The following is a 26,799-nucleotide window of genomic DNA, read 5'->3' as shown; positions in this document are numbered from 1 at the left end:
CGCGGCGTGAGCGAGGTGCTCCGTACGGGGTACGAGACGGGTGTGGGCGCTCGTGTGCGCGAGCGGCGGGGGTGAAGCGCCGTACCAGACCGACTCGTCGGCTCTCCGGCTCCGACGGTGCGAGGAGGTGGACATGCGTACCGGGGTGCGTGGCTGGCGCTGGCGGCGCAATCCGCTGCGGCGCCGCTCGGATGTCGTGGAGGCGTGGACGGTGCTCATCGTCGCCGTCCTGCTGTTCGTCGTCACACCGCTGGTGGGCGTCGCCGCGGGCCTGCGCGCGCATGACACGGCCCGGAGCCTCGCGGCCACCCAGCGGGCCGAGCGCCACCAGGTGCGCGCCCGGGTGATCGGCGACCCGCCCGAGCGGCCGTCGTCCGAGCAGAGCGACCGCGCGTACGCGTACCGCGCCCAGGTCCGCTGGACCGAGCCGGGCAGGGGAGTCCGTACGGCCTGGGCCCGGGTACCCGCGGGGACGCGTACCGGTGACACCGTCTCGGTGTGGTTCGACGCCCGGGGCCGCAGTGTCGCGCCGCCGCCGGGCGACGCGGCGGTCTGGCAGCACACGGTGACCGTCGGCCTGGTCGCAGCGGGCGGTTCGGCGGCCCTCGTGCTCCTCGGACACGCCGTCGAGCGCCGGATCGCGCTGCGCCACCGGCTGGCGGAGTGGGAGCGGGAGTGGGCGCGGACGGGACCGAGGTGGACCCAGCCGCGGGCGTGAGCGGCGGATGCGCGGCCGCCACGAGGGAGCAAACGCTTACTGGTCAGCCCTCGGGCACCCACCGTACGGTGAGCTGACGCAGTCTCCCTTCGCAAAGGTGGTTGCACATGGCCCTGTTCGACCTGCCCCTGGACGAACTCCGGGAGCACCGCAGCGAGTCCACCGAGCCCGAGGACTTCGACGCCTTCTGGGACAAGACCCTCGAGGAGGCGCGCGAGCACGAGCTGGACGCCCGCTTCGAGCCGGTGGACACCGGACTGTCGACGGTCCAGGTGTACGACGTCACGTTCGCGGGGTTCGGCGGCCACCCGGTCAAGGGCTGGCTCCGGCTGCCGGCCGGAACCACCGAACCGCTGCCCCTGGTCGTGGAGTTCCTCGGCTACGGCGGCGGGCGCGGGCTGCCGCACGAGAGCCTGCTGTGGGCCTCGACGGGCCGGGCCCACTTCCTGATGGACACCCGCGGCCAGGGCAGCGCCTGGGGCGCCGGGGGCGGCACTGCGGACCCGGTCGGCGCGGCCCCGGCCTATCCCGGGTTCATGACGCGGGGCATAGACGCACCCGAGAACTACTACTACCGCCGGGTGTACACGGACGCCGTGCGCGCCGTCGAGGCGGCCCGCTCGCACCCGCTGGCCGACGCGTCGCGGACCGTGGCGCTCGGCGCCAGCCAGGGCGGCGGCATCACCCTGGCCGTCGGCGGTCTGGTCCCCGACCTGGTCGCGGTGGCGCCGGACGTGCCGTTCCTGTGCGACTTCCCGCGCGCGGCGACGCTGACCGACCGGCATCCCTACCGCGAGATCGGCCTGTTCCTCAAGACGCACCGCGGCCGCTCGGCGGAGGTGCAGCGCACGCTGTCCTACTTCGACGGCGTGCACTTCGCGGCCCGCGGCCGGGCGCCGGCCCTCTTCTCGGCGGCGCTGGAGGACCAGACCTGCCCGCCGTCGACGGTGTTCGCCGCGTTCAACGCCTGGGCGCACGAGGACAAGGCGATCGAGGTCTACGACTTCAACGACCACGAGGGCGGCGGTCCCTTCCACGAGGCGGAGAAGCTCCGCTGGCTGCGGTCGTACGCCTGAGGCGGCGGGCCTGTGTGAGGGTCTTCCCTCCAGTCCGACCAGTCGGTACGTTCGGGGCACCCGGGCCGCAGCGCCGCGACCCGGGTTTCCGGCGACGACGGAGGTCCCATGTCCGCGCACAAGACACAGGTCCACGGCCACTGCGACGCGCGCTTCACAGCGGTGCGGGAGGCCTTCGAGGCCAACTTCCGGGAGCGGGGCGAACTGGGCGCCGCCGTCGCCGTGACCGTCGACGGCACCACGGTGGTGGACCTCTGGGGCGGCTGGGCGGACGCGAGGGCCACCCGGGCGTGGGAGCGGGACACGCTGGTGAACGTGTGGTCGACCACCAAGGGTCCGGTGGCACTGTGCGCCCATCTGCTCGCCGACCGGGGACTGCTCGACCTCGACGCGCCCGTGGCGGCGTACTGGCCCGAGTTCGCGGCCGCCGGCAAGGAGAAGGTGCTCGTACGGCATCTGCTGTCGCACCGCGCCGGGCTGTCCGGGCTGCGCGAGCCGCACTCCCTGGCGGACCTGTACGACTGGGAGCTGACGACCGCCCGGCTGGCGGCGACCGAGCCGTGGTGGGAGCCGGGCACCGTCTCCGGGTACCACGCGCTGACGTACGGCCACCTGGTCGGCGAGGTCGTCCGGCGAGTCTCCGGGCTGCGCCCGGGGGCCCTCCTGGAACGGGAGGTCACCGGGCCGCTCGGGATCGACTTCACCGTCGGACTGCCGGCGAAGGAGGCGGGGCGGGCGGCCGAGCTGGTGCATCCGCCGGCCGCCGACCGCGGTGAACAGGTGGCGGTCTTCAGCCAGTTGACACCCGCCGCGCTGGCGGCACTGACGAATCCGGCGGTCGGCGCGGCGGAGGCGAACACGGACGAGTGGCGAGCGGCGGAGATCCCCGCGGCGAACGGACACGGCACCGCACGCGCCGTCGCGGCACTGTACGGCGTCTTCGCCGGGCGCGGCCGCCACGGCGGGCGGCGTCTTCTGTCGCCGGAGGCGGCGGAGCGGGTGCGCGAGGGTCAGGGAAGCTGCCGCGATCTGGTGCTGGGCGCGGGCTTCGACCGGGAGACCGAGGCGGGGCTCGGGCTGTGGCTGAGCGGTCCGCAGGGGTCGTACGGCCCGAATCCGCGGGCTTTCGGTCATGACGGCTTCGGCGGTTCATGCGGGCTCGCCGACCCGGAGGCAGGCGTGTCGCTGGGGTACGTGATGAACCGGATGGGGCCGCGCATCGCCGACGACCCACGGAAGATGGCGCTGATCGACGCCCTGTACAGCGCTCTGTGACGGCACGATCGCGCGGGTGGGTTTCGGCCGAACCGGCAGACCGCCCTTCCCTCGTGGTTTAGACCAATGCTAAGTGTGGTCGCGCAACGAGCCCGCACGACTACGTCTTGTCACCACAGGAGGGCGCGGCATGGCCCGCACCACCCCGCACGAATCCACACCGCGGCAAACCGCGCAGGGCGACGACCGGCCCCTGTACGGGCGGATCGCGGCACTGCTCCTCGACGAACTGCGCGCCGGCACCATCCCCCCGGGCGAACGGCTGCCGGGCGAGCGGCACTTGGCCGCCTACTTCCAGGTCAGCCGGGAGACCGTCCGGCAGGCCCTGGAGGTGCTGCGGCGCAGCGGTGCCGTCTCCACCGACCGGCGGGGCAGCCATGCCGGGCTGCCCGCCCGGCCGGTCGCGGCGCCGGGGACACCGGCCTTCCCGCTGGGCGCCCGGTCGGCGGACCCGTCCGCGGTCGACCTGGCCACGGTGACCTGGGAGGCGCCGCCGGAGCAGCATGCTCGGGCGCTGGGTCTGGCCCCGCACCGGCCGACGCTGGTGCACCGCTACCGGTCGGCGACGCCGGACGGCCGGTCGCTGCGGACGGCCGTGACGTCGTTCTCGGCGGTGGCACTGGCCGAGGTCGCCGAGCTGGCCCGCTACCGGAACCGGGCCGACGGCACCACCCCCGCGCAATTACGGAGGGCCTACGACTGGATGCGCAAGGCCGGCCTGTCCCTGCACCACCGCGATTCCATCACCCAGGTCGACGGCGCCGCCTCGGTGCGGGTGACCCGGCGGGTGCACGACCAGTACGCCCGGCCGCTGGAGATCACCGACCTGGTGGTGGACGCCGAACGGGACGCCCTGGTCTACGAGTTCACGCTGCCGGCGGCCGGCTGAGCCCGTCGTGCCACCACCAGCCGGGCCCGTGGGCCGCCGTCGCCGCGCCGTCCGAACTCGGGCAGGGGGTGCAGCTCGACGGTGAACCCGGCCCGGCCCAGCTCGCCGAGCACGCCGCCGAGCCGGAAGGAGCGGTAGTACATGACGAACGGCGGCCGCCACAGGGCGTTGCGCACCCGCATCACCGCGTCGAAGCCGAGCAGCATCCAGAACCCGGCCCGCGTCGCAGGGGGCGGGGCGAGCACCGGGAAGGCGAACCGGCCGCCCGGCCGCAGTACCGAGTGGACCTGACCGAACAGCCCCGGCAGTTCTCGGGGCAGGAAGTGGCCGAACGCGCCGAAGGAGACCACGAGATCGAAGGCGGCCGCGAACGGCAGGGCACGGGCGTCGCCGCGCACCCAGGCGACCCCGGGCCCGCCGGCGGGCCGCACCCGGTGCCGGGCGACGTCGAGCATGCCGGCGCTGAAGTCGACCCCGGTGACGCTCCGGCGGCACAGCCCGGTGAGCACCTCCGCTCCCGCGCCCGTGCCGCAGCACAGATCGAGCCCGTCCTCGAACGGGCCGAGCGGGATGAGCGCCTTCGCCACGGAATCCAGGACGCCGTCGGGGGTCCGGAAGGGCGTGTGATCGAACTTCGGGGCGAGCAGGTCGTAACCGCGTTCGACGGAGGACAGTGCCTGCACGGCGAGTTCACGCAGGCTGGGGCCTTCGGGACCGAACATCTCCTCAGCCTAGGGCCACACGCCGGGTCAGGACCGCGAGTGCCCGCTCGCACCAGCGCAGGTTCTCCTCCTCGAAGCCGATCCCGGCCATGAGGGTGAGGTACGGGCCGACGCGGTCGGCGCTGCTCAGGTACTCGTCCTCGGTCCGGCCGTCGAGGAGGCGGGCCTGCACCCGCCGGTAGCGGTCGAGCTTGCCGCGCGCCCAGCCCATGCGCTCCTCGATCAGCGCGCGGGTGACCTCCGGGTCGCCGCCGTCCATCGCCTGGATCTTGATGAGGAGCTCGTCACGGATGGCTGTGGGCCGTTTCGGCGGCTCGGTGGCGAAGGCGTCCAGCTCGGCCCGGCCGGCCTCGGTGAGCGTGAACATCCGCTTGTTCGGCCGCCGCTCCTGCTGCACGGTCCGGGCCTGGACCAGTCCGTCCTGCGCGAGGCGCTCCAGCTCCCGGTAGAGCTGCTGCGGGGTGGCGGGCCAGAAGTTCGCGAGCGAGACGTCGAACGACTTCGACAGCTCGTAGCCCGAGGCCTCGCCCTCCAGCAGGGCGGCCAGGACGGCGTACTTGAGCGACATATGGACAGGCTAGCAGTCGTTGACTAATCTCATCCGCACCTATTCAAATAATTGTCTATGTGATGGTGCGAGGTGATCCGATGCACGCGTTCCGCGCGGCGGTGGAGGCCGGCGACTTCGATGCCGTCGAGGCGCTGCTGGCCGAGGACGTCGTCTTCTCCAGCCCGGTCGTCTTCAAGCCGTATCCGGGCAAGGCGATCACCGCGGCGATCCTGCGCGCGGTCTCCCAGGTCTTCGAGGACTTCCGGTACGTCCGCGAGATCGGCGACCCGGCCGCCCCCGACCACGCGCTGGTCTTCACCGCCCGGGTCGGCGACCGCGAACTGACCGGCTGCGACTTCCTGCATGTGAACGAGGACGGCCTGATCGACCAGTTCATGGTCATGGTCCGCCCGCTGTCCGGGGCGCACGCCCTCGCCGAGGCCATGGGTGCGCGGTTCGACGGGATCGTGAAGGAGGCGGAGGCGCGGTCGGCGTGAGCGTGGTCGGTGTGCCGTCGGTGCTCGCGCCCAGGGACCTGCCGCTCGGGGCGCGCACGGCCGCGTCCTCGGCGAGGGCGAGGGCGGTGTGGTACGACGTGCCGGTGACCGTCCAGGTGGAAGGAGGCGGCCCCGTCGCTGTCGTGAGGCAGGCGAGAAGCCGGCCGCGACCCTGACAACGCGGGCATCTCCATGCGGGCCCGCCTCGGCGAGGTCGAACTCGCCTACCTCAACCGGGCGTTGGCGGTGAACACGGCGGGGCCGCTGCTCGGCATCCAGGCACCGGCCCCCCGGATGCCGGCGGGCTCGGCCATCGTGAACGTCGGCTCGGTCGCCGCCCTGACCGCCCCCACGCCGTCCAGGGTGGCGGCCCTGGAGCCGGCCCCGCGCGGTATCCGCACCGATCTCGTCCATCGCGGATACATCGAGACCCCGCTGATGGCCTCCGCGAACCCGGTGTTCGTCCGGGCCCACCTCGCGGTGACGCCTCAGGGCCGCCCCGGCACCGTGGACGAGATCGCCCCGCTGGTGGTGTACCTGCTGTCCGACGAGGCGTCGTGCGTCAACGGGGCGGAGATCACGGTCGAAGGGCGGCTACGCGGCGCACGGCGGTGTCGAGGCCATCACCAATGCGCTGGACCTCGCCTGAGGGTCAGTTCTTCAGCTGGCCGAGCGTGGCCTTGGCGTCCTTCTTCAGCCAGTCGTCCACGTCGCTGAGCGCGGGCGGGTTCTTGTCCTGGTCGTACGAGGTCAGGTAGGCGCTGTAGCTCATCGTGTACGTCACCCAGCCGTCGCGGACGGCCAGCGTGGCGTAGCGGGAACCGCTGCTGGAGGAGCCGCTGGTGGTGTCCTGGCTGACCAGGTAGGCCTCGTCGCCGATACCGCTGACCGGGGAGACGTCGTAACCGGTGTGGCTGTCACCGTAGTTCTTCCAGGTGGCGGTGAACTCGGGCCCGGGGTTGGTCTTCCTGTGCAGGTCGAGCTGCATGGACAGATAGGCGTCCGCATAGGTCGAGCCGGTCTTCTTCAGGCCCACGCTGCAGAAACTCTCGTCCAGCGCCACGTTCTTCAGCGAGGTCTTGGTCGGCGAGGAGTCGCCCTGCGGATACTCGTCCTTGAAGGAGGAGTAGTCGGCGCTGGAGCACATGTTGGACGGCGCCGAGTAGCCGCGCAGGTCCGCGCTGCCGCCCTTGCCGCCGAGGAGGAAGACACCGCCCGCCCAGGCGGCGGAGGCGACGACCGCGCCGACCGCTGCCCACAGCACCGCCTTGCCCACTGCGCCGCCACCGGACGCAGGTACGGGCGGCACCGCGGCCCCGAACTGGGGAGCCTGCGCATACGGGTTGCCCGGCTGCGGCTGAGTCGGCTGACCGAACTGGCCCGGCTGTCCGGGCTGACCCTGGCCGAACTGGCCCGGCTGACCCGGCTGCGGCTGGGCCGCGGGCCCGCCGACCAGCGTGGGCTGGGCGTAGAAGTTGCCTGGCGGGGACTGTGGATTCGGGTAGGGGTAGGCCGTCGGCTGCGGCGGGACGGCGGGCGCGGGCTGCTGGGGCTGCGGAGCCGGCTGGTCGGCCGGCTGTGGGGACTGCGGTGGCGTGGACATGCCTTGAAAATAGTCCACGGTTGACGGTCAAGTCCCCCGACGTCCGGGATCGTTATGGTCTGGGGACATCTGATGCGGTTCCCTCACAGGACAGGCCCCAGCGAAAGGGCCGGGGTGCGAGGCCCCGGCCCTCCAGTGTCGCCTGCGGCTCACACGGACGCGCTCGGCACCGCCGCCGCCACCGCCGCACGGGCCGAGTTCCCGCGCAGCAGCAACAGGGTGACCAGCGCGCCGAGGAGCGAGGCGCAGCCGCAGACCACCACGCCGAGGGCCATGCCGTGGCCGAGCGCGCTCTGTGCCGCGGCCCTGGCGCCGTCGCTGCCGGCGCTGACCACGGCGAGCGGCCCGGCCGCCGCCTCCATGCCCGTGTCGGTGCCGGCCGGTTTGCCCGCCAGAGCCGAGGACGCGGCGCTCATCGCGCCGGTGCTGATCACCGCGGGCCCGAGGCCCTGCCCGAACTCCCGGACCAGGCAAGGAGACCACGCGGATGAAGCCGATACCGAGCAGCACCGGGCCGATGAAGGCGGCGAGCGAGGTGGTGGTGACGGGCAGCGCGGCAGTCCTGAACTGACCGGCCGCCATCGGCAGCAGTCCGCCCATGAGCAGGGTGCGCGGCTCGACCCGGGCGAGCATCCGGCTGAGCACCGGCGCGAGCAGCAGCGGGACGATCTGGAGGATGACGAACGGCAGGCCGGCCCTGAGCGCGCTGAGATGCGTCACGGCGCCGAGCCGGATGGAGACGCAGTAGGCGGTGCCGATCAACCCGAACCTGTCCGTGAGGGCGACGACGGCGCCCGCCGCGAAGGACGGGATCTTCAGCAGGTCCAGGTTGAACATGGGCAGCCGAATACCAACTGGCCGAGGTGGTGCTGCAGCGCGCGGGGGCGGGAATGGACGGCTGCGGCGGGATGTTGACCGAACCGAGCGCACGGGTATAGTGCGATCAGAGCGTGTGCGTGTCCCGGCGTACGGACACCGGCGCCGCTCTTCTCTCCATCAGCCCCCGGCCGAGGCTTCCGTCCGGCCCGGGCTTCTTCTCTGCACCACCTCGTGACCAGGGCGTTTCCGCCATACCCGAGGTGCCGTTCCCGCCGCCCGGAGGCAGCTGTCAAGGCCTCCCGCTCGCGGCCTCTCCCCCCTCGCCACTCTCGGTCTTCCGTCCGTGAAAGGACCTCCCACATGACCACCACACTCGAACACCCTCCCGTGGTCCAGCAGGCCCCGGCCGCCCGGCTCGTCACCGGTGTCCTCGACATCGACGCGCAGGGGAAGGGGCACCTGCGGGCCGCGCACCTGCTGGCCTCCCCCGCGGATCCCCAGGTCGCGCCGGGCCTGATCCGGCGCCATGGGCTGCGCAAGGGCGACCTCGTCGAAGGCGTCCAAAATGACCGGCGCGCGCTGACCGGGATCACGCGCGTCGACGGCCGCGACCCGGCGGACCTCCGCGGCCGGCGTCACTTCCGCGACCTCACCCCGCTCCACCCGCACGAGCGCATCCGCCTCGAACACCCCGCGTCCGGACCGGCCGGGCGCGTCACCGATCTCTTCGCGCCGGTCGGCAAGGGCCAGCGCGGACTCATCGTGGCCCCGCCGAAGAGCGGCAAGACGGTGCTGCTCCAGCAGCTCGCAGCCGCCGTGGCCGGCAACCACCCCGAGTGCCGGCTGATCGTCCTGCTGCTGGACGAGCGCCCCGAGGAGGTCACCGAGATGCGCCGCTCGGTGCGCGGCGAGGTGTACGCCTCCACCTTCGACCGGACGCCCAAGGAGCACATCGCGCTCGCCGAGCTCGTCGTCGAACGGGCCAAGCGCCTGGTGGAGGCCGGCGAGGACGTCGTGATCCTGCTGGACTCGCTGACCCGGCTGTGCCGGGCGCACAACAACGCCTCCGCCGCCGGCGGCCGCACCCTGAGCGGCGGTGTCGACGCGGGCGCGCTGCTCGGGCCGAAGCGGTTCTTCGGCGCCGCCCGGCAGGCCGAGGAGGGCGGCTCGCTGACCATCCTCGCCACCGTCCTGGTGGACACCGGCTCGCGCGCCGACGGCTACTACTTCGAGGAGCTGAAGAGCACGGGCAACATGGAGCTGCGCCTGGACCGGGAGTCCGCCGCCCGGCGCCTCTTCCCCGCCGTGGACCTCGACGCCACCGGCACCCGACGCGAGGAACTCCTCCTCACTCCGGCCGAGTTGGCGGCCGTACACGGTCTGCGCCGGGTCCTGCGCTCCCGCGAGGGCGGCCCGTCCGGCCTTCAGACCCTCCTGGAGCGGCTGCGCTCCACGCCCGACAACGCCGCGTTCCTGCGGCAGATCCTGCCCACCCTGCCCGCCGGCTGAGCCCGCCCGGAGACGGCCCCGGTGCGGCATCCGGGTTGCTCGTGTGCTCCGAACGGCCGCCACGGCGCGAGGGACGACGCCCACGTTCGTACGTTGATCATATGATCAGCGGACTTTCTCATCGGGTGGCCGTGTCGGCCTGTGCCCTGTGCGCGGCCGGCGTACTGGCACTCTCCCCCGCCGCCGCCTCCGCCGGGCCCCGTACCGGGGAACCCGCCCCGCCCGGGCCCCGGGCGGTCATGCCCCAGCCGTCCCAGCTCTACCGCTCCGGCACCCAGGTCCGGCCGCACCGCGACGCGCCCGAACTGCCGGAGGTGTCGGCGCTGTCCTGGGTGGTGGCCGACGCCGGCAGCGGGGCGGTACTGGCCGCCGGCGACGCGCACCGCAAGCTGCCGCCCGCGAGCACCCTGAAGACCCTGTTCGCCCTCACCGTGCTGCCGTCCCTGCCCGCCACGATGCGGCACACCGTGCGCGACGAGGAACTGGCGGACATCGGCCCGGGCAGCAGCCTGGTCGGCGTCCAGGAGGGACACACCTACCAGGTGGCCGACCTGTGGCGCGGTGTCTTCCTCAACTCGGGCAACGACGCCGTGCACGTGCTCGCCTCGCTGAACGGCGGGTGGTCGGCCACGGCCGCCGCGATGCAGGCCAAGGCGCGCTCACTCGGCGCCCTGGACACCCATGTCGTCTCCCCCGACGGCTACGACGCCGACGGCCAGGTGTCCTCCGCCTACGACCTGGCGGTCTTCGGCCGGGAGGGCCTGCGCAATCCCGACTTCGCCCGCTACTGCTCGACCGCGGAGGCGTACTTCCCCGGGGACGGCGCGTCGTTCGGCATCCGGAACACCAACCGGCTGCTGACCGGTGCGAACGGCGTGGTGAAGTATCCCGGGCTGATCGGCATCAAGAACGGCTACACCAGCAACGCGGGCAACACCCTGGTGGCGGCCGCCCGGCATGGCGCACGCACGCTGGTGGTGACCGTGATGAACCCTCAGCACGGCGGCGGCTTGGCGGTGTACGAGGAGGCGCGCGAGCTGCTCGACTGGGGCTTCGCCGCGGCCGGCCGGGTGGATCCGGTCGGCTCGCTGGACGGGCTGCGCGTCAAGTCCCGGCCGGCGTCGACGGCCCCACCGGTGGTCGCGGCCGCGGCGACGTCGCGGGCGCGGGACGGCGACTGGGGCTGGCCGGCCCGCGCCGCCGCCGCGGGGCTCGCGGGTCTCGCCGCCGGGGCCGCGACGGTGGCGGTGCTCCGGCCCTGGAGCAGGCGGACCCCGCGCGGCTGACCCGTCGGCAGGCCGAGCAGGAGGCCCAGTGTGATCCAGGTGTAGGTGTTGCTGCCGAGAAAGCCACCGACACCGGAGGCGTCGTCGAACCACAGCCAGACCACGCTCGTGCACAGCACCGCGTACAGGGCGCCCGCGACCCGCGGGTGCTCGGCACGCAGCAGCACCGCGAACGACGGCAGCAGCCACACCAGGTGGTGCACCCAGGTGATGGGGCTGACCAGGCAGGCCGCCGCCCCGGTCAGCGCGAAGGCCGCCGTCCAGTCACCGGCCCGCACGGCCCGGCGGGTGCGCCATGCCCAGACGCACAGGGTCAGCAGGACCGCCGTCGCCCACAGCGGGCGGCCCGGCTCGCCGAGGCGGGCCAGCACACCCTGGAGCGACTGGTTCGACACATAGTCGAGCCGGCCCACCCGGCCGGTGTCCCACAGCGCCTCGGTCCAGTAGAAACGGGACGCGCGCGGGTCCGCCCAGGCGGCCAGCGCGGTCGCCGCGACGGCCACGGCCGTCGCGACGCCGGCCGCCCGGCGCCGTCCGGCGAGCAGCAGCAGACCGATGAACAGGGCGGGCGTGAGCTTCACGGCTGCGGCGAGACCGATCCCCGCGCCCGCCCAGCGCTCCCGGCCGGCCGCCAGCAGCAGGCAGTCCCCCAGAACAAGGGCGAGCAGCACCAGGTTGACCTGGCCGAAACTGAAGGTGTCCCGCAGCGGCTCGAACAGCGCGAGCAGGCACAGGCACAGCGACCAGCGGTACCAGCCGTGCCGCCGCCAGTCCGGGCCGGCCAGGATCCGCAGGACCACCGCCAGCGCGGCCAGATTGACCAGCAGGGACGCGGCGATCGCCGAGGTCCGGTCCAGCAGGGCCAGCGGCAGCATGGTGAGCGCCGCGAACGGCGGATAGGTGAAGCCGTACGAGGTGCCGGGCACCCGGTAGTCGTAGATCAGGCCGCCGTGGTGCATCCAGGTGTGCACGGTGCCGTAGTAGACGCGCAGGTCGAAGAAACCGCGCAGCAGCGGCACGGTGGCGGTGAAGACGGTGACCGCGGCGGCGAGGGCGAGGACCAGCAGCAGACGGCCCCGGGTCGTACGCGGCCCGCTCACGCCATGCGTCCCGGGGCCGGGGCCTGGGCCGCCTGGTGGGCCTGCCACAGCACGACGACGCCGAGCACGCCGCCGGAGACGGCGAGCACCAGCTGCCCGAGGTCGGCAGGCCCGCCGCTCGGCAGTACGGCGAGGGCGAGGACGCCCGCCAGGGCGGCGACCCGGTGCCGTACCGAGGTGCTGGGCGCGGCGGCGGCGATGAGGAACAGGCCCCACAGCACGTACCAGGGGCGGATCGCCGGACCGAACACGGCGACCGTCAGCAGACTCAGCCCGAGGGCGTACACCGGTCTGACGCGCAGCCGGAGCCATATCAGGGCCACCGCGACGGCGGTGGTGGCGAGGCCGAGCAGCTGCCAGGCCGGCACCGCCAGCGGGGCCAGGTTGCTGCCGAGGTGCTCCAGCAGGGCACCGGTGGCACGGCCGAGCAGGCTGGTCAGGGCCCAGTTGTGCGGCGAGACGGGGGTGGCCAGGGCGCCGATCCAGCCGTAGCCGGTGCCTGCGACGGCCGTGGCGGCGACCGTCGTCACGGCGGAGGCGGCCGCCGTGGTCAGGACGGCCGGCAGCGGGCGGCGGCCGGAGCGGACCTGCAGGGCCACGACCGCCGGCAGGCCGAGCGCGGCCGGCGCCTTGACCAGGGCGGCCAGGGTCACGAGGACCGCTCCGAGGGCACCGCCGGCCGGCCGGTCGCCCCGCGCGGCGACCAGGCCGAGCCCCAGCAGACCCAGCATCAGGGCGTCGTTGTGGGCGCCCGCGACCAGATGCAGCAGGACGAGCGGGTTGAGGGCGCCGAGCCAGAGGGCCGCGGCCGGGTCGGCGCCGCTGTGCCGGGCGAGGCGGGGCAGCGCCACCGCCATCAGGGCCACGCCGAGCAGGGCGACCAGCCGCATGCCGAGCAGTCCGGCGGGCAGCCGCCCGTGCGTCAGTCCGGACAGCGCGGAGGCCACGGCCAGGAAGGCGGGGCCGTAGGGGGCGCCGGTGTGCTGCCACATCGGGGCCACCTCGTCGGCGAGCGGGCCGCCGAGCGCGGCCGGGCCGTGGGCGTAGACGTCCATGTGGGCGTCGACCATGGCGCCCTGCGCGAGATAGCTGTAGACGTCCCGGCTGAACAGCGGCGGTGCGAGCAGCAGCGGTGCGGTCCACACGGCGAGCACCAGCAGCAGGGCACGCGGGCTGGGCGGCTGAGGGCCGCGCACCAGGCGGCCGAGGAGCACCCAGGCCGCTATCAGCAGGACGACACCGAAATAGACCCCGACCAGACCGAGCGCGGCCTGCACCGAGGCGGGGGCCAGGAGATCCTGCACGGGCAGGGCACCGGCCGTCTCACCGCCCAGCGCGAGAAAGGCGGTGCCGGCCAGCCCGAGCACCTGGCAGCGGCGGAGATCGACGGGGAAAGCCATGGCCAACACTGGTTCAGCGTGTCAACGCCGGGTGGCCGGAAGACGACGGTCCCTCCACCACTGGGCGGCCCGTACGTGACCGGCATGTGAGCAGCGACGGCCGTCCCCCGCACCAACTGCCCGGACCGACCACCCCGAACCGATCAGAACACTGACAGACCGGTCAGTGTCGTGAAGCGGTCCAGTGCCGCCACCCCCGCCACCGAGTTGCCGCGTTCGTCCAGGCCCGGGCTCCACACGCAGAGGGTGCAGCGGCCGGGGACGACCGCGATGATTCCGCCGCCGACTCCGCTCTTGCCCGGCAGGCCGACCCGGTAGGCGAAGTCCCCGGCCGCGTCGTACGTCCCGCAGGTCAGCATCACCGCGTTGACCTGCTTGGCCTGGCTGCGGGTGAGCAGCCGGCTGCCGTCGGCGCGGATGCCATGGCGGGCGAGGAAGCCGGTGGCGAGGGCGAGGTCGGCGCAGGAAGCGGCGATGGAGCACTGCCGGAAGTACTGGTCGAGCAGGACCGGGATGTCGTTGTCGATGTTGCCGTAGGAGGCCATGAAGTGGGCGAGGGCGGCGTTGCGGTCGCCGTGGGCGGTCTCGGAGGCCGCGACCTCCTTGTCGAAGTCCAGGGAGGCGTTTCCGCTCTCGCTGCGCAGAAAGGCCAGCAGCTCACCGGCGGCGTCCCCGGTGCGGGTCTGGAGGCGGTCGGTGACGACGAGGGCGCCCGCGTTGATGAAAGGATTCCGCGGGATGCCGTTCTCGTACTCCAGCTGGACCAGGGAGTTGAAGGGGTTGCCGGAGGGCTCGCGGCCCACGTGCTCCCAGAGTTCGTCGCCCTCCCGGGCCAGGTCCAGGGCCAGGGTGAAGACCTTGGTGATGGACTGCGTGGAGAACGGCTCGCGCCACTCCCCCACCCCGTACACCGTGCCGTCCAGCTCGGCGACGGCCATGCCGAAGCGGCGGGGATCGCAGGCGGCGAGGGCCGGGATGTAGTCGGCGGCCCGGCCGCGGCCGGGCGTGCGTTCCATCTCCTCGGCGATGCGCTCCAGGACCGGCAGGAAGGTGAGGGACGACGTCGTTGTCATGATCACCATTGTGCCTCCGTACCGGCCCTGGAGCCCACTCGCGCGTGGGCTGATATCTGCCCGTTACCGCAGGTCAGGCGGCAGGTGCCCCGCTGCCGGCGACGACCTCGGGGCGCAGCAGGTCGGCCAGCCGCTCGGCCGGCAACAGGCCCTTCTCCAGGACGAGTTCGGCCACGCCCCGGCCGGTGACGAGCGCCTCCTTGGCGATCTCGGTGGCGGCCGTGTACCCGATGTGCGGGTTGAGGGCGGTGACCAGGCCGATGGAGTTCTCCACGGTGGCGCGCAGCCGCTCGGTGTTGGCGGTGATGCCGGACACGCAGCGCTCGGCCAGGGTGAGGCAGGCCCTCTGCAGGTGCGTGACGGACTCCGACAGCGAGTGCAGGATGATCGGCTCGAAGGCGTTGAGCTGGAGCTGTCCGGCCTCGGCGGCCATGGTGATGGCGACGTCGTTGCCGATCACCTCGAAGGCGACCTGGTTGACCACCTCGGGGATCACCGGGTTGACCTTGCCCGGCATGATGGACGAACCCGCCTGCACCGGCGGCAGGTTGATCTCGCCGAGGCCCGCACGCGGACCGGAGGACAGCAGCCGCAGGTCGTTGCAGCTCTTGGAGAGCTTGACGGCGATCCGCTTCAGGACACCGGACATCTGCACGAAGGCCCCGCAGTCCTGGGTGGCCTCGACCAGGTTGGCGGCGGTGACCAGTGGCAGCCCGGTGATCACGGACAGGTGCCGGCGGGCGGCCTCGGCGTACCCGGCCGGGGCGTTGAGGCCGGTGCCGATGGCAGTGGCGCCCAGGTTGATCTCATGGATCAGCTCGACGGCCTCGGCAAGACGGCTGCGGTCCTCCTCGATCATGACGGCGAATGCGGAGAACTCCTGACCGAGCGTCATCGGCACGGCGTCCTGCAGCTGTGTACGGCCCATCTTGAGCACGTCACGGAACTCGACGGCCTTGCGGGCGAAGGCGTCCTGCAGGACCGACATCGCCTTGAGCAGCCCACGTACGGCGAAAACCGTCGCGATCTTGACGGCGGTGGGATAGACGTCATTGGTCGACTGACCGAGGTTGACGTCCTCGTTGGGGTGCAGATACGTGTACTCGCCCTTGGCGTGGCCGAGGAGTTCCAGCGCGCGGTTCGCCACGACCTCGTTGGCGTTCATGTTGGTGGACGTGCCGGCGCCGCCCTGGATGACGTCGACGACGAACTGGTCGTGCAGCTTGCCCGCCCGGATCTCCTGGCAGGCGGCGACGATCGCACGTGCCTTCTCCGGTGCCAGCAGGCCGAGTTCCTCGTTGGCGAGAGCGGCGGCCTCCTTGACGGCGGCCAGGGCGTCGATCAGATGCGGGTAGGCGGAGATCGGGGTGCCGGTGATGGGGAAGTTCTCCGTGGCGCGCAGGGTGTGCACACCCCAGTACGCCTCGGCGGGTATGTCACGGTCGCCGAGCAGATCGTGTTCGCTGCGGGTGGTGGCGGCGGTCATGAGGGTAAGGTCCTCTTTCTGAGGTACAGAAGGTGATTGCAGGACGGCGGATCGAGCCGAGCGTCACGCGCAAGCGGTGAACGGAAGCGGATCCAGCGCACGTACGGCCTGAACGCAGCCCACCGGCTCGCCACCACCGAGCAGTGGCTCCCCTGCGAACTCGGTCAGCAGGCCAGGGTCCACGCCCGCGCGAGCGAGCGCCGCCGCCGCCACCGGAACCCGCGCCCGATTCGCCCCGTCGGCGATCTTCACGGCGACGGCACGGCCATCCGGCAGCGCGGCGACCTGCACGCCCTCGAACCCGTCCTTGGCCAGCAGCCCCGGCACCGCCCGCATCAGCGCGGCGACATCACGCCCCGAGCCGGAGGCCATCTCGGCATGCGAGCGCATCGCGTCGGCGACCTTGGCCTCGGGCGTGCCCGGGGCCGCGGAGGTGATCCGGGACAGGGCGCGGGCGAGGCCGTGCAGGGAGATGGAGAACAGCGGTGCGCCGCAGCCGTCGACGGTGACCCGGGCGACCCGCTGGCCGGTCAGGTCCTCGACGATCTCCTGGATCGCCTGCTGGAGCGGGTGCTCGGGGCCGAGGTAGTCCTGCAGCGACCAGCCGTTGAGCTTGGCGGTCCACAGCATGGCCGCGTGCTTGCCGGAGCAGTTCTGGGCGAGCCGGGAGGGCAGGCGGCCCTCGCGCACCCAGGAGTCCCGGACGACCGGGTCGAACGGCATGTCGGGGACGTTGCGCAGGTCGCCCTCGGTCAGCCCGGCGAGTTCGAGGATGCGCCGGGTGCCGGCGAGGTGACGCTCCTCGCCGGAGTGGCTCGCGGCGGCGAGGGACAGCAGTTCTCCGTCGAGCGGCAGCCCGGCCCGCAGCATCGCCACGGCCTGGAGGGGCTTGACGGCCGAGCGCGGGTAGAACGCGGCCTCGATGTCGCCGAGCTGGAACTCCACCGTGCCGTCGGCGTCGAGGACGACGACGGAGCCGTAGTGGATGCCCTCGACGACTCCACCGCGGATGAGGTGGGCGACCGGGGCGTGAAGGGGTTCGCGGACGAGGGGTGCGTCGGCGGGAGAACTGCTGTACATCACTGCCTGCATCGATGAGTCGGGTCGGCCGGTACGCGGGTCACGCGTCTGCGCCGGTGGACGTGCGGGATATCCGGCCGCGGATGGCGTACCAGCCCGCGACCAGTGCTGCGACGATCAGCGGCAGACAGAGCACGGTGGTGCGTCCGGCGCCGCCGTCGGCGTACATGAGGACCAGGACGGCGGCGAGGAACGCCAGCGTCACGCCTTCGGTCCAGGGGGAGCCCGGCAGCCGGTACGACGGCCGGATCAGTTCGCCCCTCTGGGTCTTCCGCCAGAAGAGCAGGTGACAGAGCATGATCATGCCCCAGGTCGCGAGGATGCCGATCGCCGCGAAGTTCAGGACGATCTCGAACGCGTCGGCGGGGACGACGTAGTTGAGGCCCACGCCGAGGACACAGATACCGCTGGTGAGGAGGATGCCGCCGTACGGGACCTGGCTGCGGCTCATCCGCGCGGTGAACTTCGGGGCCGAGCCGCTCATGGCCATGGAGCGCAGGATGCGGCCGGTGGAGTACAGGCCCGAGTTCAGCGAGGACATGGCGGCGGTGAGCACGACCAGGTTCATCACGTCGCCGGCCGCGGGGACGCCGATGTGCGACAGGACCGTCACGAAGGGGCTCTCCCCGGCGCTGTACTGGTTCCAGGGCAGCAGCATGGACAGCAGGACGACGGAGCCGACGTAGAACAGGCCCACGCGCCACATGATCGAGTTGATCGCCTTCGGCATGATCTTCTCGGGGTTCTCGGTCTCGCCGGCGGCCACGCCGACCAGTTCGACGGAGGCGTAGGCGAAGACGACGCCCTGGATGATCAGCAACATGGGCAGCAGGCCGTTGGGGAAGACGCCGCCGTTGTCGGTGATCAGGGACGGGCCGGGGTGGTGGCCCGCCACCGGGTGCTGGGTGACCAGCAGGAAGATGCCGATCGCCATGAAGACGACGAGCGCGCCGACCTTGACGATGGCGAACCAGAACTCCAGCTCACCGAATATCTTGACGGAGATCAGGTTGACGGTCAGGACGACCGCGAGGGCGATCAATGCGATAAACCATTGAGGGATGTCGGAGAACATGCCCCAGTAGTGCGTGTAGGTGGCCACCGCCGTGATGTCGGCGATGCCGGTGGTCGCCCAGTTCAGGAAGTACATCCAGCCCGCCGTGTAGGCGCCCTTCTCGCCCAGGAACTCCCGGGCGTAGGACACGAAGGCACCGGAGGACGGGCGGTACAGGACGAGTTCGCCGAGGGCGCGTACGACCAGGAAGGCGAAGACGCCGCACACGGCGTAGGCGACGAAGAGAGAGGGCCCGGCGTCGGCGAGCCTGCCGCCCGCGCCGAGGAAGAGGCCGGTGCCGATGGCTCCGCCGATGGCGATCATGTTGACGTGCCGGTGCTTCAGGCCTTTGCTGTAGCCGGCGTCTCCGGCGTCGACATGGCCGGACGAGGGGCGCGTCTCGTCTTTGAGGTGCTGCTCGCTCACGCCTCGGGTCCGCCTTCCGTGGGGAGATCGTCCGTCCGCTGGGGACGCACGATGTCGGTGAGGGTCGTCTCGACGCGGTCCAGGTGGTGGCTCATGGCCTGCACCGCGTCGTGTTCGGAACCGTCGATCAGCGCCTCGACGATGGCCCGGTGCTCGCGGTTGGACTGCTCGCGGCGCCCGCCCAGCTCGTTGAGGAAGGCCGACTGACGCGCCAGTGCGTCGCGGATCTCCTCGATGACCCGGCGGAAGACCGGGTTCTGGGCGGCCTCGGCCACGGCCAGGTGGAAGAGGGTGTCCATCGCGACCCACGCGGTGGTGTCCGTCTCCCGCTCCATGCGGTCGAGCAGGTGGGCCAGGTGGTCCAGGTCCTCCGGGGTGCGGCGCGCGGCCGCGTATCCGGCGACGGGGATCTCGATGTGCCGGCGGACCTCCAGGAGGTCGCTGGCCGCGTAGTCGCCGAACGTGGGGTCCTCGACGGCGTTCGCGACGACGAAGGTGCCCTTGCCGGTCCTGGAGACCGTGAGGCCCATCGTCTGCAGCGCGCGCAGCGCCTCGCGCAGCACGGGCCGGGACACCTCGAGGGTGCGGCACAGCTCGGCCTCGGAGGGGAGCTTGTCCCCGATGGCGTACTCGCCGCGTTCGATGGCGCCGCGGAGGTGGGCGAGCACCGCTTCCATGGCGCTGACGCGCCGCGGTGCCGGACCACCTGTCTGGCTGTCTGACAGGTTCACGGAAGCGATCCTGCGGGTTGCGCGCCGGGACTGTCAAGGCATGACGTAAACAAACATTCACGGGGTGCGGCGCCTGAATGCAGGCATCCGCACCCCGTGGGTGATCAGCAGAGTTCTCTCAGGCGCTGAGCACGCCCGCACCGAGCAGGCCGAGCAGGCCGGCGCCGATGATGATCCGGTAGATCACGAACGCGTTGAAGGAGTGCTTGGCGACGAACTTCAGCAGCCAGGCGATGGAGGCGTAGGCGACCACGAAGGACACGATCGTGCCGACGGCCAGCGGGGCCGCGCCGACGCCCGCACCGAGGGCGTCCTTGAGCTCGTAGATGCCGGCGCCGGTCAGGGCCGGGATGCCGAGGAAGAACGACAGACGGGTGGCGGCGACACGGTCCAGGTCCAGGATGAGCGCGGTGGACATGGTGGCGCCGGAGCGGGAGAAGCCGGGGAAGAGCAGGGCGAGGATCTGCGAGCAGCCGACCCACATCGCGTCCTTGAACGAGGTGTCGTCCTCACCGCGCTTGTGCCGGCCCATCTGGTCCGCGCACCACATCACCACGGAGCCGAGGATCAGGGAGCCGGCGACGACCCAGAGGGACCCCAGCGGACCGTCGATCAGCGGCTTGGCGGCCAGGCCGACCAGGACGATCGGGATGGTGGCGTAGATGACCCACCAGGCGAACTTGTAGTCGTGGTGGTAGCGCTCCTCGCGGTTGGTCAGACCGCGGAACCAGGCGGAGACGATCCGCTTGATGTCCTTGAAGAAGTACACGAGCACGGCGGCGATGGCGCCGACCTGGATGACGGCGGAGAAACCGACGACGGACTTGTCGTCGACGGGGATGTGCATGAGTCCCTCGGCGATCTTCAGGTGACCGGTGGAGGACACCGGGAGGAACTCGGTCACCCCCTCGACTACTCCGAGGACGACGGCCTGACCGACGGAGATGGCGCTCATGGGATCCAGTTCTGAGGAGAGTTGGTCGACATTGCTGTAGACAGTACTTGCTGCGGCCGGCGCTCTGGCAAGCGCCTAGGACCACAGGGCGGCGGCGAGCGAGACACCCGCGAAGGCGGCGGCGAGCCCGGCCACCAGGCTCGCCACGACGTTGGCCGCGGCGTACAGGCCGGAGCCTGCCTCGGCCAGCCGCAGGGTCTCGTACGAGAAGGTCGAATACGTCGTCAGCGCGCCGCAGAATCCGGTGCCCAGGAGCAGCTGTAGGTGGGGCCCGGCCGCTCCGGCGGAGAAGGCGCCGGTGAGCAGCCCGAGGGCCAGACAGCCGGTGACGTTCACCACGAAGGTGCCCCAGGGGAAGACCGGGTCGTGGCGGGCCTGCACGGCACGGTCGGTGAGGTAGCGCAGCGGTGCGCCGACCACGGCCCCCGCGATGACGAGCAGCCAGTTCACAACGACTTCTTACCCTTCGGATCCGTGTCCCCCGGCTCCCCGGAGCGCCCCACGTACCGGACCACCTCGCACTCCTCCAGGGTCACGAGACCTTCGTCGACCAGTTCGTCGAGCTGCGGCAGGAAGGCCCGTACGCGCTCCTCGGTGTCCACGACGACGACCGCCACGGGCAGGTCCTCGCTCAGGGAGAGCAGGCGGGAGGTGTGGATGCGGGAGGAGGCGCCGAAGCCCTCGATGCCCCGGAAGACGCTCGCCCCGGCGAGGCCGGCCGCGTGCGCGCGGTGCACGATCTCGGAGTAGAGGGGCTTGTGGTGCCAGGTGTCGTCCTCGCCGATGTAGACGGTCAGCCTGAGGGCCCGGCCGGTGAGTGAGGTCATCGCTTCCTCCCGATCAGCACCCGGCGGGCGGCGACCGAGGCCAGCCACACCGCGGCGAGCGCCGCGCACGGCGTCGCGGCGAGATAGCCGAGCCCGAGGCCCGGGCGGCCCGCGTCGACCAGCCTGCGGATGTCGACGGCGTAGGTGGAGAAGGTGGTGAAGCCGCCGAGCACGCCGGTGCCGAAGAAGGGGCGTACGAGGCGGTGCGCGGCCCACACGTCGGTGATGAGCACCATGAAGACCCCGATCACCGCGCAGCCGATCACGTTGGTGCAGAAGGTCGCCCAGGGGAATCCGCCGGGCGGCGTGGGCCAGGCCAGGGCGAGGCCGTAGCGGGCGCACGCGCCGAGGGCGCCGCCGAGGGCGACCACGGCGACGACGGGTATCTGGGCACGCCATTCAGACCGCCGTGGGGCGGGGCGGACACGGAGGCTCTCGGCTTCCGGGGCTGTCATGCGGTTGCGTCTCCTGTTCGGCCTGCCCCGACGGGTGATCACGGCCGGGCACCAGGGTACCGCCGGGTCAGGCGGCGCCGGGCCGTGCGCAGACCGCGATGCCGGGCTCCCACAGGCTGCCCAGGACGAGGTGGTCCCCGGTCGCGCAGACGCTGGTGACCATGCGGAAGCCCGAGCGGCGGCGGGTGAGGTGCCGGACGGTCCCTCCGGTGTCGTCGAGGGCCATCACCGCGGTCGTCCCGCTCGGGCGGTACGGCGCGTGTACGGCGGCCCGGGCGGCGGCGGCGCGCACGGTGGGCGGGGTGCGGTGCAGGAGGTCCAGCGGCGGGACCCGGGGGCTGGCGAGCGCGACCCAGAGCGGGCCGTCGGGGCCTTCGCGCCAGAGGTTGTCCGGCATGCCGGGCAGCGCGGCGAAGAGGCCGGCGTGGCCGGCGCGCGGGCCGGTGAGGTGGTACCGGGTGAGGCGGCAGGCGCCCGTCTCGGCGATGACCAGGAAGGAACCGTCGCCGCTCAGGGCCAGGCCGTTGGCGAACTGCAGCCCCTCCAGCAGGACTTCCGGCTCACCGCCCTCGGGGGTGAGGCGGAGCAGGCGTCCGCTGCCGGTGTGCTCGACGATGTCGCCGATCCACTGCTCCAGTGGGTAGCGGCGGCTGGAGACGGTGAAGTACACCGTGCCGTCCGGCAGGGCGACGACGTTGCTGCAGAAGCGGAGCCGCTCCCCCGCCACCGAGTCCGCGAGCACGCGTACGGCACCGCCGGGGTCGACGCGCAGCAGGCCGCGTTCCGCGTCGCAGGCCAGCAGACCGCCGTCCGGGAGCGGTTCGAGTCCCAGCGGACGGCCGCCCGTCTCGGCCACCACCTCCACCCGGGCCGTGCGCGGGTCGCCGAGGCCGTGGACGCGCAGGATCCGGCCGTCCGCCACTCCGGTCAGCACGCGCCCGTCCGCGTCGGCCACCACGTCCTCGGGACCGTGGGCGCCCAGGGAGAGGTAGTGCTGCGGGACGAGTGCCGTGGGTCGGTCCATGCGCGTGCCCTTCGCAGTCGGCCGGCCGGTGTCCCCTGTGTCGTCCCCTCACCAGCCCTTCTCGAAAACCCGGGCCACCTCCGCGATGCGGATCTCGTCGCGCCGGTAGCAGGTGCCCCAGCAGCTGCGGCGGGCGCGCAGCAGGCCGAGCCGGGTGAGAAAGTCCAGGTGGGCTTCGGCGGTCCGGCGGGGCACGCCCAGCTTGGCCGCCACGGCACGCGCGGTGACTCCCGTCTCGGCGAGATCGCGGCGGCGGGGCGCCGGGAAATGGGCCGCGGGGTCCTTGAGCCATAACAGAATCGTCTGCCGCATGCGGCCCGACGGGGTTCCCATCATCCGTCCGCCTCCGTCCCCGGCCTCCTCGTACGCAGTGTTCCCACTGTCGCGCGGACGACGCCGCAGCGTCCGGGAATCGGTGCTCGTTGTCCGGTACCGAACGGCCGTACGACCGGGGTGGGTGCATATGACCCCGGAAAATGGGCGAAGGCCCGGCCGCCCCTTACGGCCGGGCCCGTCACCGGTGGTTCAGCGGTGGCTGAACCACGTCATGGAGGAGAGCGCCTTGTCGTCGTAGCCGAACAGGGCCTGGTTCTCCCAGCCGTTGCCGGAGGTGGCGTCGGTGGGGTCCCAGCCGTTGCCGGTGACGGCGGTCCAGGTGGCCTCCCAGTAGAAGACGCCGAGACCGCGGCCGTTCGGGACGGCCTCCACGATGCTCGCCACGTCGTTCATCCACTTGGTCTGCCCGGCCACGGTCGCCGGGTAGCCGTTCACCAGCTCGCCGCTGGTGTCGATCTGGTTCTCCAGGGAGTCGTCCTGGGCCAGGGTGAACGGGTAGGCCGTCTCCGCGACGAACACCGGCTTGCCGTAGCGGGAGGCCGCGTCGTCCAGGGTGGTCTGGAAGTCGGAGAGCGGGCCGTGCCAGTAGCCGTAGTACGACAGGCCGATCGCATCGAACTTCACGCCGGCCGCCACCGCGTTGTCGAACCACCACTCCGTGCCGGACTTGTCCCCGCCCTTGGCCAGGTGCAGCGCGACGACCGTGGAGGAGCTGACCGCCTTGGCCGCGTTGTAACCGGAGTTGAGCAGGCCGGCGAGCTGGCTCCAGTTGTCCGTCGAGCCCTCGGACCACAGGATGCCGGCATTGATCTCATTGCCGATCTGGACCATGTCGGCGGTGGTGCCTTGCGCCTTCAAGGCGTTCAACACGTCGTAGGTGTGGTTGTACACGTCCGTCTTGAGTTGACTGTATGTATGGCCCACCCAGGCGGCCGGCTTGTTCTGCCGGCCCGGATCGGCCCAGCTGTCCGAGTAGTGGAAGTCGACCAGCAGCTTCATGCCCTGTGCCTTGATCCGCTTGGCCATCGCCAGGACGTGCGTCTTGTCGTTGAAGCCGTCGGCCGGGTCCACCCAGACCTTCAGCCGGGCGTAGTTCATGCCGTACGACTTCAGGATGGCGAGGGCGTCACCGGTGGTGCCGGAGGCGGTCTTGTAGACACCGCCCTTGGCCTCGCTCTTGGCGAGGGAGGAGATGTCGGCACCATGGATGGATGTACCAGTGGTGCCGGAAGCAAAGGTCAGATCGTCAACGTTGATCCAGTTGCCGGCGTTCGCGTCACTGTTGACGCTGATGGTGCACTGGTTGTTGGTCACCTTGATCGGCGTGACGATCCTGATCCACCCACTGGACGAGATGGGCAGATCGGTGCGCTGCTCCGCACTCCCGCAATTCTTGAGCGCTATGTACGCGGCGTTCTGCCCACCACTTGAGCGGACCCATGCGGTCAAGGTGTAGTTGCCGTTGGCCAGCCCCGGCAGGTACTGGTACGTCTCGACCTTGTAGGCCGAGGACGCGTACTGGGTGAGGCGGTAACCGCCGCTGTGGCCGCCGGCCTCGGTGTACGAGGCGCCGGTGTCGCCGTACTCGGACCAGCCGGTGGGGGTGGCCACGCCGGTGCCGTCGGCCTCGAAGCCGCCGTTGGTGAGGGTGCTCGCGGCCTGCGCGGTCTGCGCGGGCAGGAAGGTGAGGGCGAGCCCGGCCGTGAGCGGCAGCAGCAGGGCTCTGGTGGTGCGTCTGGGATGGAACTTCATCGTCCGTCGTCCCTTCGACGTGAACGGGGAGGGGGTCCTCCGGTGGGGCCGGAGGAGAACCCTGCCGCCCACGGCTCTCGTGGCACACGCGGGCGGAGGGGAGCCGGCTCAGCCGTCGAGTCGTACTACCCGGACGGCCCCCGCCGGGACCGCGAGGCGGCCCGCGGCGCGCTCGCCCGTCAGCAGCTCGGTGCCGGGCGCGTCCAGCGGCACCTTGGTGTCGCCGGCGGTGTGGTTGATCGCGAAGAGGTAGGTCCCGGACTCGCCGCTGCGGCGGACGACTTCGACGTCCCGGGGCAGGTCGGCGCGGGGGGCGATCCGGGCGTCGTCGGCCGCCCGGCCGACGAGTGCGTCCAGACCCGCCGCGTCCAGGCGGGTGGAGACGTACCACGCGGTGCCCCGGCCGTGCCGGTGCCGGGTGACGGCCGGACGGCCCGCGGTGAGGCCGTCGGCGTACGCCCACACGGTCTCGGCGCCGCGCGGCACGACGAACTCGGTCCACACGTCCCCGCTCAGCTCGGAGCCGTCGGGGCCGGTGAGGCGCACCCGCTCGTCCTTCAGCAGGGGCGAGAACTCTTCGACGGTCAGGCCGAGGACGTCGCGCAGCGCGCCCGGGTAGGCGCCCTCGTGCACGGCGTCGTGCTCGTCGACGATGCCGGAGAAGTACGACACCAGGAGGGTGCCGCCGTTCTCGACGTACTCGGTGAGGTTGTTCCCGGCCGCCTCTGTCATCAGGTACAGCGCCGGTACGACGACAAGGGGATAGGCCGACAAGTCGGCTTCCGGGTGGGCGAAGTCGACCGTGAGGTGGCGGTCGTAGAGGGCCTCGTAGAAGGCGTCGGCGCGTTCGCGCGGGTCGTGGTCCTCGCTGGGGCGCCAGGCGAGGTTCTGCGCCCACCAGGACTGCCAGTCCCACAGCATGGCCACGTCGGCCTCGGTGCGGGTGCCCCGGATGGCGCTCAACGAGTCGACGGCCGCGCCGAGTTCGACGACCTCGCGCCACACCCGGGTCTCGGTGCCGCCGTGCGGGAGCATCGCCGAGTGGAACTTCTCGGCGCCGCGCCGGGACTGGCGCCACTGGAAGAACATCGCGCCCTCGGAGCCGCGGGCCACATGGGCCAGGGAGTTGCGGGCCATCTGGGCGGGCGCCTTGGCGGGGTTGCGGGGCTGCCAGTTGACGCCCGAGGTGGAGTGCTCCAGGAGCAGCCAGGGGGCGCCGCCGGCGACCGAGCGGGTGAGGTCGGCGGCCATCGCCAGGTTGACGTGGGTGCGGCGGCCGTCGGTGATCAGGTAGTGGTCGTTGGTCACGAGGTCGACCTCGCGGCCCCAGGCCCAGTAGTCCATGGAGTCGCACTGGCTGAGGGCGGTCATGAAGTTGGTGGTCACCGGGACGCCGGGCGAGAGGCGGTGCAGGATGTCGCGCTCGGCGCGGAAGTTCTCGCGGATGGTGGCGTCGGCGAACCGCTTGTAGTCGAGGGCCTGGCCCGGGTTGCCGACGGTCGGGGTGGCCCGGGGCGGGTTGATCTGCTCGAAGGCGGTGTAGCGCTGGCCCCAGAAGGCAGTCCCCCAGGCCTCGTTGACGGCGTCCACGGTGCCATACGTCTGGGCGAGCCAGCGACGGAAGCGGTCGGCGCAGGAGTCGCAGTAGCAGGCCGAGACGGGGACGCCGTACTCGTTGTGCACGTGCCAGAGCGCGAGCGCGGGGTGGTCGCCGTAGCGCTCGGCGAGCTTGGTGGTGATGGCCTTGGCGGCGGCGCGGTAGTCGGCGTTGCTGTGGCAGATCGCACCGCGCGAGCCGAACTCGTAGCGCAGGCCCTCGGCGGTGACCGGCAGCGCCTCCGGGTGCGCGCGGTAGAACCAGGCGGGCGGCGCGACGGTGGGCGTGCCCAGGTCGACGCGGATGCCGTTCTCGTGCAGCAGGCCGAGGACCCGGTCCAGCCAGCCGAAGTCGTACTCCCCCGGAGCCGGTTCCAGCAGGGCCCAGGAGAAGATCCCGACGCTCACCATCGTGACGCCGGCCTCGCGCATCAGCCGGACGTCCTCCTGCCAGACGCCTTCCGGCCACTGCTCGGGGTTGTAGTCCCCACCGAAGGCGAGCCTGGTGAGGCCCCTGGGGCTGGTGTCCGGCATGGGTGTCTCCCGTGGGTCGATCATTT

27 protein-coding genes and 1 pseudogene are annotated in these 26,799 nt (G+C 72.0%); 9 read left to right on the top strand and 19 right to left on the bottom strand.

Annotated features, from left to right (window positions below; genetic code table 11):
* Positions 1–133: 133 nt before the first annotated feature.
* The 4 genes from FB563_RS39825 (at position 134) to FB563_RS39810 (ending at position 3,958) form a co-directional block, all read left to right on the top strand.
* A complete protein-coding gene (locus tag FB563_RS39825; protein ID WP_055709553.1) occupies positions 134–718 on the top strand; it encodes an Rv1733c family protein in 585 nt (194 codons plus the stop codon).
* A 107-nt stretch (positions 719–825) separates the two neighbouring features.
* On the top strand, positions 826–1,794 hold the full coding sequence (locus tag FB563_RS39820; protein WP_055709554.1) for an acetylxylan esterase: 969 nt from the start codon (positions 826–828) through the stop codon (positions 1,792–1,794).
* A 108-nt stretch (positions 1,795–1,902) separates the two neighbouring features.
* The gene (locus FB563_RS39815; protein WP_055709555.1) at positions 1,903–3,069 is read left to right on the top strand and encodes a serine hydrolase domain-containing protein; all 1,167 of its coding nucleotides are present in this window, start codon (positions 1,903–1,905) and stop codon (positions 3,067–3,069) included.
* Positions 3,070–3,199: 130 nt separating this feature from the next.
* Positions 3,200–3,958: a GntR family transcriptional regulator gene (locus FB563_RS39810; protein ID WP_055709556.1), complete on the top strand. Its 759-nt coding sequence runs from the start codon at positions 3,200–3,202 to the stop codon at positions 3,956–3,958.
* Here the strand turns inward: FB563_RS39810 and FB563_RS39805 are convergent.
* Positions 3,928–4,680 (bottom strand): class I SAM-dependent methyltransferase, encoded by a 753-nt coding sequence (locus FB563_RS39805; RefSeq protein ID WP_055709557.1) that lies wholly within the window; start codon positions 4,678–4,680, stop codon positions 3,928–3,930. The genes FB563_RS39810 and FB563_RS39805 overlap by 31 nt on opposite strands.
* Positions 4,681–4,684: 4 nt before the next feature.
* Entirely contained in the window at positions 4,685–5,248 is a 564-nt protein-coding gene (locus tag FB563_RS39800) for a PadR family transcriptional regulator (protein WP_055709558.1), read from the bottom strand.
* Positions 5,249–5,328: 80 nt separating this feature from the next.
* Here FB563_RS39800 and FB563_RS39795 point away from each other — a divergent pair, with 80 nt between their 5' ends.
* Positions 5,329–5,727 carry a nuclear transport factor 2 family protein gene (locus FB563_RS39795; protein WP_055709559.1) on the top strand — a complete coding sequence of 133 codons (399 nt, stop codon included), beginning with the start codon at positions 5,329–5,331 and terminating at the stop codon, positions 5,725–5,727.
* 192 nt (positions 5,728–5,919) lie between these two features.
* Positions 5,920–6,444, top strand: a complete 525-nt coding sequence (locus tag FB563_RS39790) for an SDR family NAD(P)-dependent oxidoreductase (RefSeq protein ID WP_234358014.1) — start codon at positions 5,920–5,922, stop codon at positions 6,442–6,444.
* On the opposite strand, the gene FB563_RS44720 is transcribed toward FB563_RS39790, so the two are convergent.
* Both FB563_RS44720 and FB563_RS44715 read right to left on the bottom strand, forming a co-directional pair.
* Positions 6,380–7,330: a hypothetical protein gene (locus FB563_RS44720; RefSeq protein ID WP_234358016.1), complete on the bottom strand. Its 951-nt coding sequence runs from the start codon at positions 7,328–7,330 to the stop codon at positions 6,380–6,382. The two genes, FB563_RS39790 and FB563_RS44720, sit on opposite strands and share 65 nt — an antisense overlap.
* A gap of 149 nt (positions 7,331–7,479) precedes the next feature.
* Complete coding sequence (locus tag FB563_RS44715; RefSeq protein ID WP_234358018.1) at positions 7,480–7,746, bottom strand: hypothetical protein; 267 nt, start codon at positions 7,744–7,746, stop codon at positions 7,480–7,482.
* A gap of 7 nt (positions 7,747–7,753) precedes the next feature.
* On the opposite strand from FB563_RS44715, the gene FB563_RS44710 reads away from it, so the two are divergent.
* From FB563_RS44710 to FB563_RS39770, 3 genes and pseudogenes are all read left to right on the top strand, one after another.
* Positions 7,754–8,245, top strand: coding sequence for a hypothetical protein (locus FB563_RS44710; RefSeq protein WP_234358019.1), 492 nt, complete (start codon positions 7,754–7,756; stop codon positions 8,243–8,245).
* Between the two features lie 264 nt (positions 8,246–8,509).
* Complete coding sequence (rho, locus tag FB563_RS39775) at positions 8,510–9,658, top strand: transcription termination factor Rho (protein ID WP_167528556.1); 1,149 nt, start codon at positions 8,510–8,512, stop codon at positions 9,656–9,658.
* Between the two features lie 101 nt (positions 9,659–9,759).
* A pseudogene (locus FB563_RS39770) lies at positions 9,760–10,593 on the top strand (D-alanyl-D-alanine carboxypeptidase family protein); the annotation flags it as partial.
* A gap of 59 nt (positions 10,594–10,652) precedes the next feature.
* Here the strand turns inward: FB563_RS39770 and FB563_RS45335 are convergent.
* The 15 genes from FB563_RS45335 to FB563_RS39695 form a co-directional block, all read right to left on the bottom strand.
* Positions 10,653–12,044, bottom strand: coding sequence for a glycosyltransferase family 87 protein (locus tag FB563_RS45335; RefSeq protein ID WP_107100600.1), 1,392 nt, complete (start codon positions 12,042–12,044; stop codon positions 10,653–10,655).
* A complete protein-coding gene (gene mptB / locus FB563_RS39760) occupies positions 12,041–13,444 on the bottom strand; it encodes a polyprenol phosphomannose-dependent alpha 1,6 mannosyltransferase MptB (protein ID WP_055705883.1) in 1,404 nt (467 codons plus the stop codon). The genes FB563_RS45335 and mptB overlap by 4 nt, the downstream gene beginning before the upstream one ends.
* 143 nt (positions 13,445–13,587) lie before the next feature.
* A complete protein-coding gene (locus tag FB563_RS39755; RefSeq protein ID WP_055705882.1) occupies positions 13,588–14,526 on the bottom strand; it encodes a glutaminase in 939 nt (312 codons plus the stop codon).
* Between the two features lie 64 nt (positions 14,527–14,590).
* Positions 14,591–16,003, bottom strand: a complete 1,413-nt coding sequence (aspA, locus tag FB563_RS39750) for an aspartate ammonia-lyase (RefSeq protein ID WP_055705881.1) — start codon at positions 16,001–16,003, stop codon at positions 14,591–14,593.
* A 63-nt stretch (positions 16,004–16,066) separates the two neighbouring features.
* A complete protein-coding gene (locus tag FB563_RS39745) occupies positions 16,067–17,083 on the bottom strand; it encodes an asparaginase (RefSeq protein WP_055705880.1) in 1,017 nt (338 codons plus the stop codon).
* Positions 17,084–17,123: 40 nt separating this feature from the next.
* Entirely contained in the window at positions 17,124–18,563 is a 1,440-nt protein-coding gene (locus tag FB563_RS39740; protein WP_055705879.1) for an amino acid permease, read from the bottom strand.
* The gene (locus FB563_RS39735) at positions 18,560–19,240 is read right to left on the bottom strand and encodes a FadR/GntR family transcriptional regulator (protein WP_055705878.1); all 681 of its coding nucleotides are present in this window, start codon (positions 19,238–19,240) and stop codon (positions 18,560–18,562) included. The genes FB563_RS39740 and FB563_RS39735 overlap by 4 nt, the downstream gene beginning before the upstream one ends.
* 172 nt (positions 19,241–19,412) lie before the next feature.
* Complete coding sequence (locus FB563_RS39730) at positions 19,413–20,249, bottom strand: undecaprenyl-diphosphate phosphatase (RefSeq protein ID WP_055705877.1); 837 nt, start codon at positions 20,247–20,249, stop codon at positions 19,413–19,415.
* Between the two features lie 75 nt (positions 20,250–20,324).
* Positions 20,325–20,699, bottom strand: a complete 375-nt coding sequence (crcB, locus tag FB563_RS39725) for a fluoride efflux transporter CrcB (protein WP_055705876.1) — start codon at positions 20,697–20,699, stop codon at positions 20,325–20,327.
* Positions 20,696–21,076 (bottom strand): DUF190 domain-containing protein, encoded by a 381-nt coding sequence (locus FB563_RS39720; protein ID WP_055705875.1) that lies wholly within the window; start codon positions 21,074–21,076, stop codon positions 20,696–20,698. Before FB563_RS39720 ends, crcB (FB563_RS39725) begins: the two co-directional genes overlap by 4 nt.
* Complete coding sequence (crcB, locus tag FB563_RS39715) at positions 21,073–21,531, bottom strand: fluoride efflux transporter CrcB (RefSeq protein WP_055705874.1); 459 nt, start codon at positions 21,529–21,531, stop codon at positions 21,073–21,075. The genes FB563_RS39720 and crcB (FB563_RS39715) overlap by 4 nt, the downstream gene beginning before the upstream one ends.
* 67 nt (positions 21,532–21,598) lie before the next feature.
* Complete coding sequence (locus FB563_RS39710; protein ID WP_055705873.1) at positions 21,599–22,555, bottom strand: SMP-30/gluconolactonase/LRE family protein; 957 nt, start codon at positions 22,553–22,555, stop codon at positions 21,599–21,601.
* Between the two features lie 48 nt (positions 22,556–22,603).
* Complete coding sequence (locus tag FB563_RS39705) at positions 22,604–22,891, bottom strand: helix-turn-helix domain-containing protein (protein WP_055705872.1); 288 nt, start codon at positions 22,889–22,891, stop codon at positions 22,604–22,606.
* 189 nt (positions 22,892–23,080) lie between these two features.
* Entirely contained in the window at positions 23,081–24,643 is a 1,563-nt protein-coding gene (locus FB563_RS39700) for a glycosyl hydrolase 53 family protein (protein ID WP_055705871.1), read from the bottom strand.
* A 108-nt stretch (positions 24,644–24,751) separates the two neighbouring features.
* Positions 24,752–26,773, bottom strand: coding sequence for a beta-galactosidase (locus FB563_RS39695; RefSeq protein ID WP_055705870.1), 2,022 nt, complete (start codon positions 26,771–26,773; stop codon positions 24,752–24,754).
* Positions 26,774–26,799 lie beyond the last annotated feature (26 nt).

Origin of the sequence: Streptomyces puniciscabiei (assembly GCF_006715785.1) — a bacterium.
Classification (GTDB): Bacteria; Actinomycetota; Actinomycetes; order Streptomycetales; family Streptomycetaceae; genus Streptomyces; species Streptomyces puniciscabiei.
The sequence above is the reverse complement of the archived record's forward strand: the minus strand, read 5'-3'. Positions and strand labels throughout refer to the sequence as shown.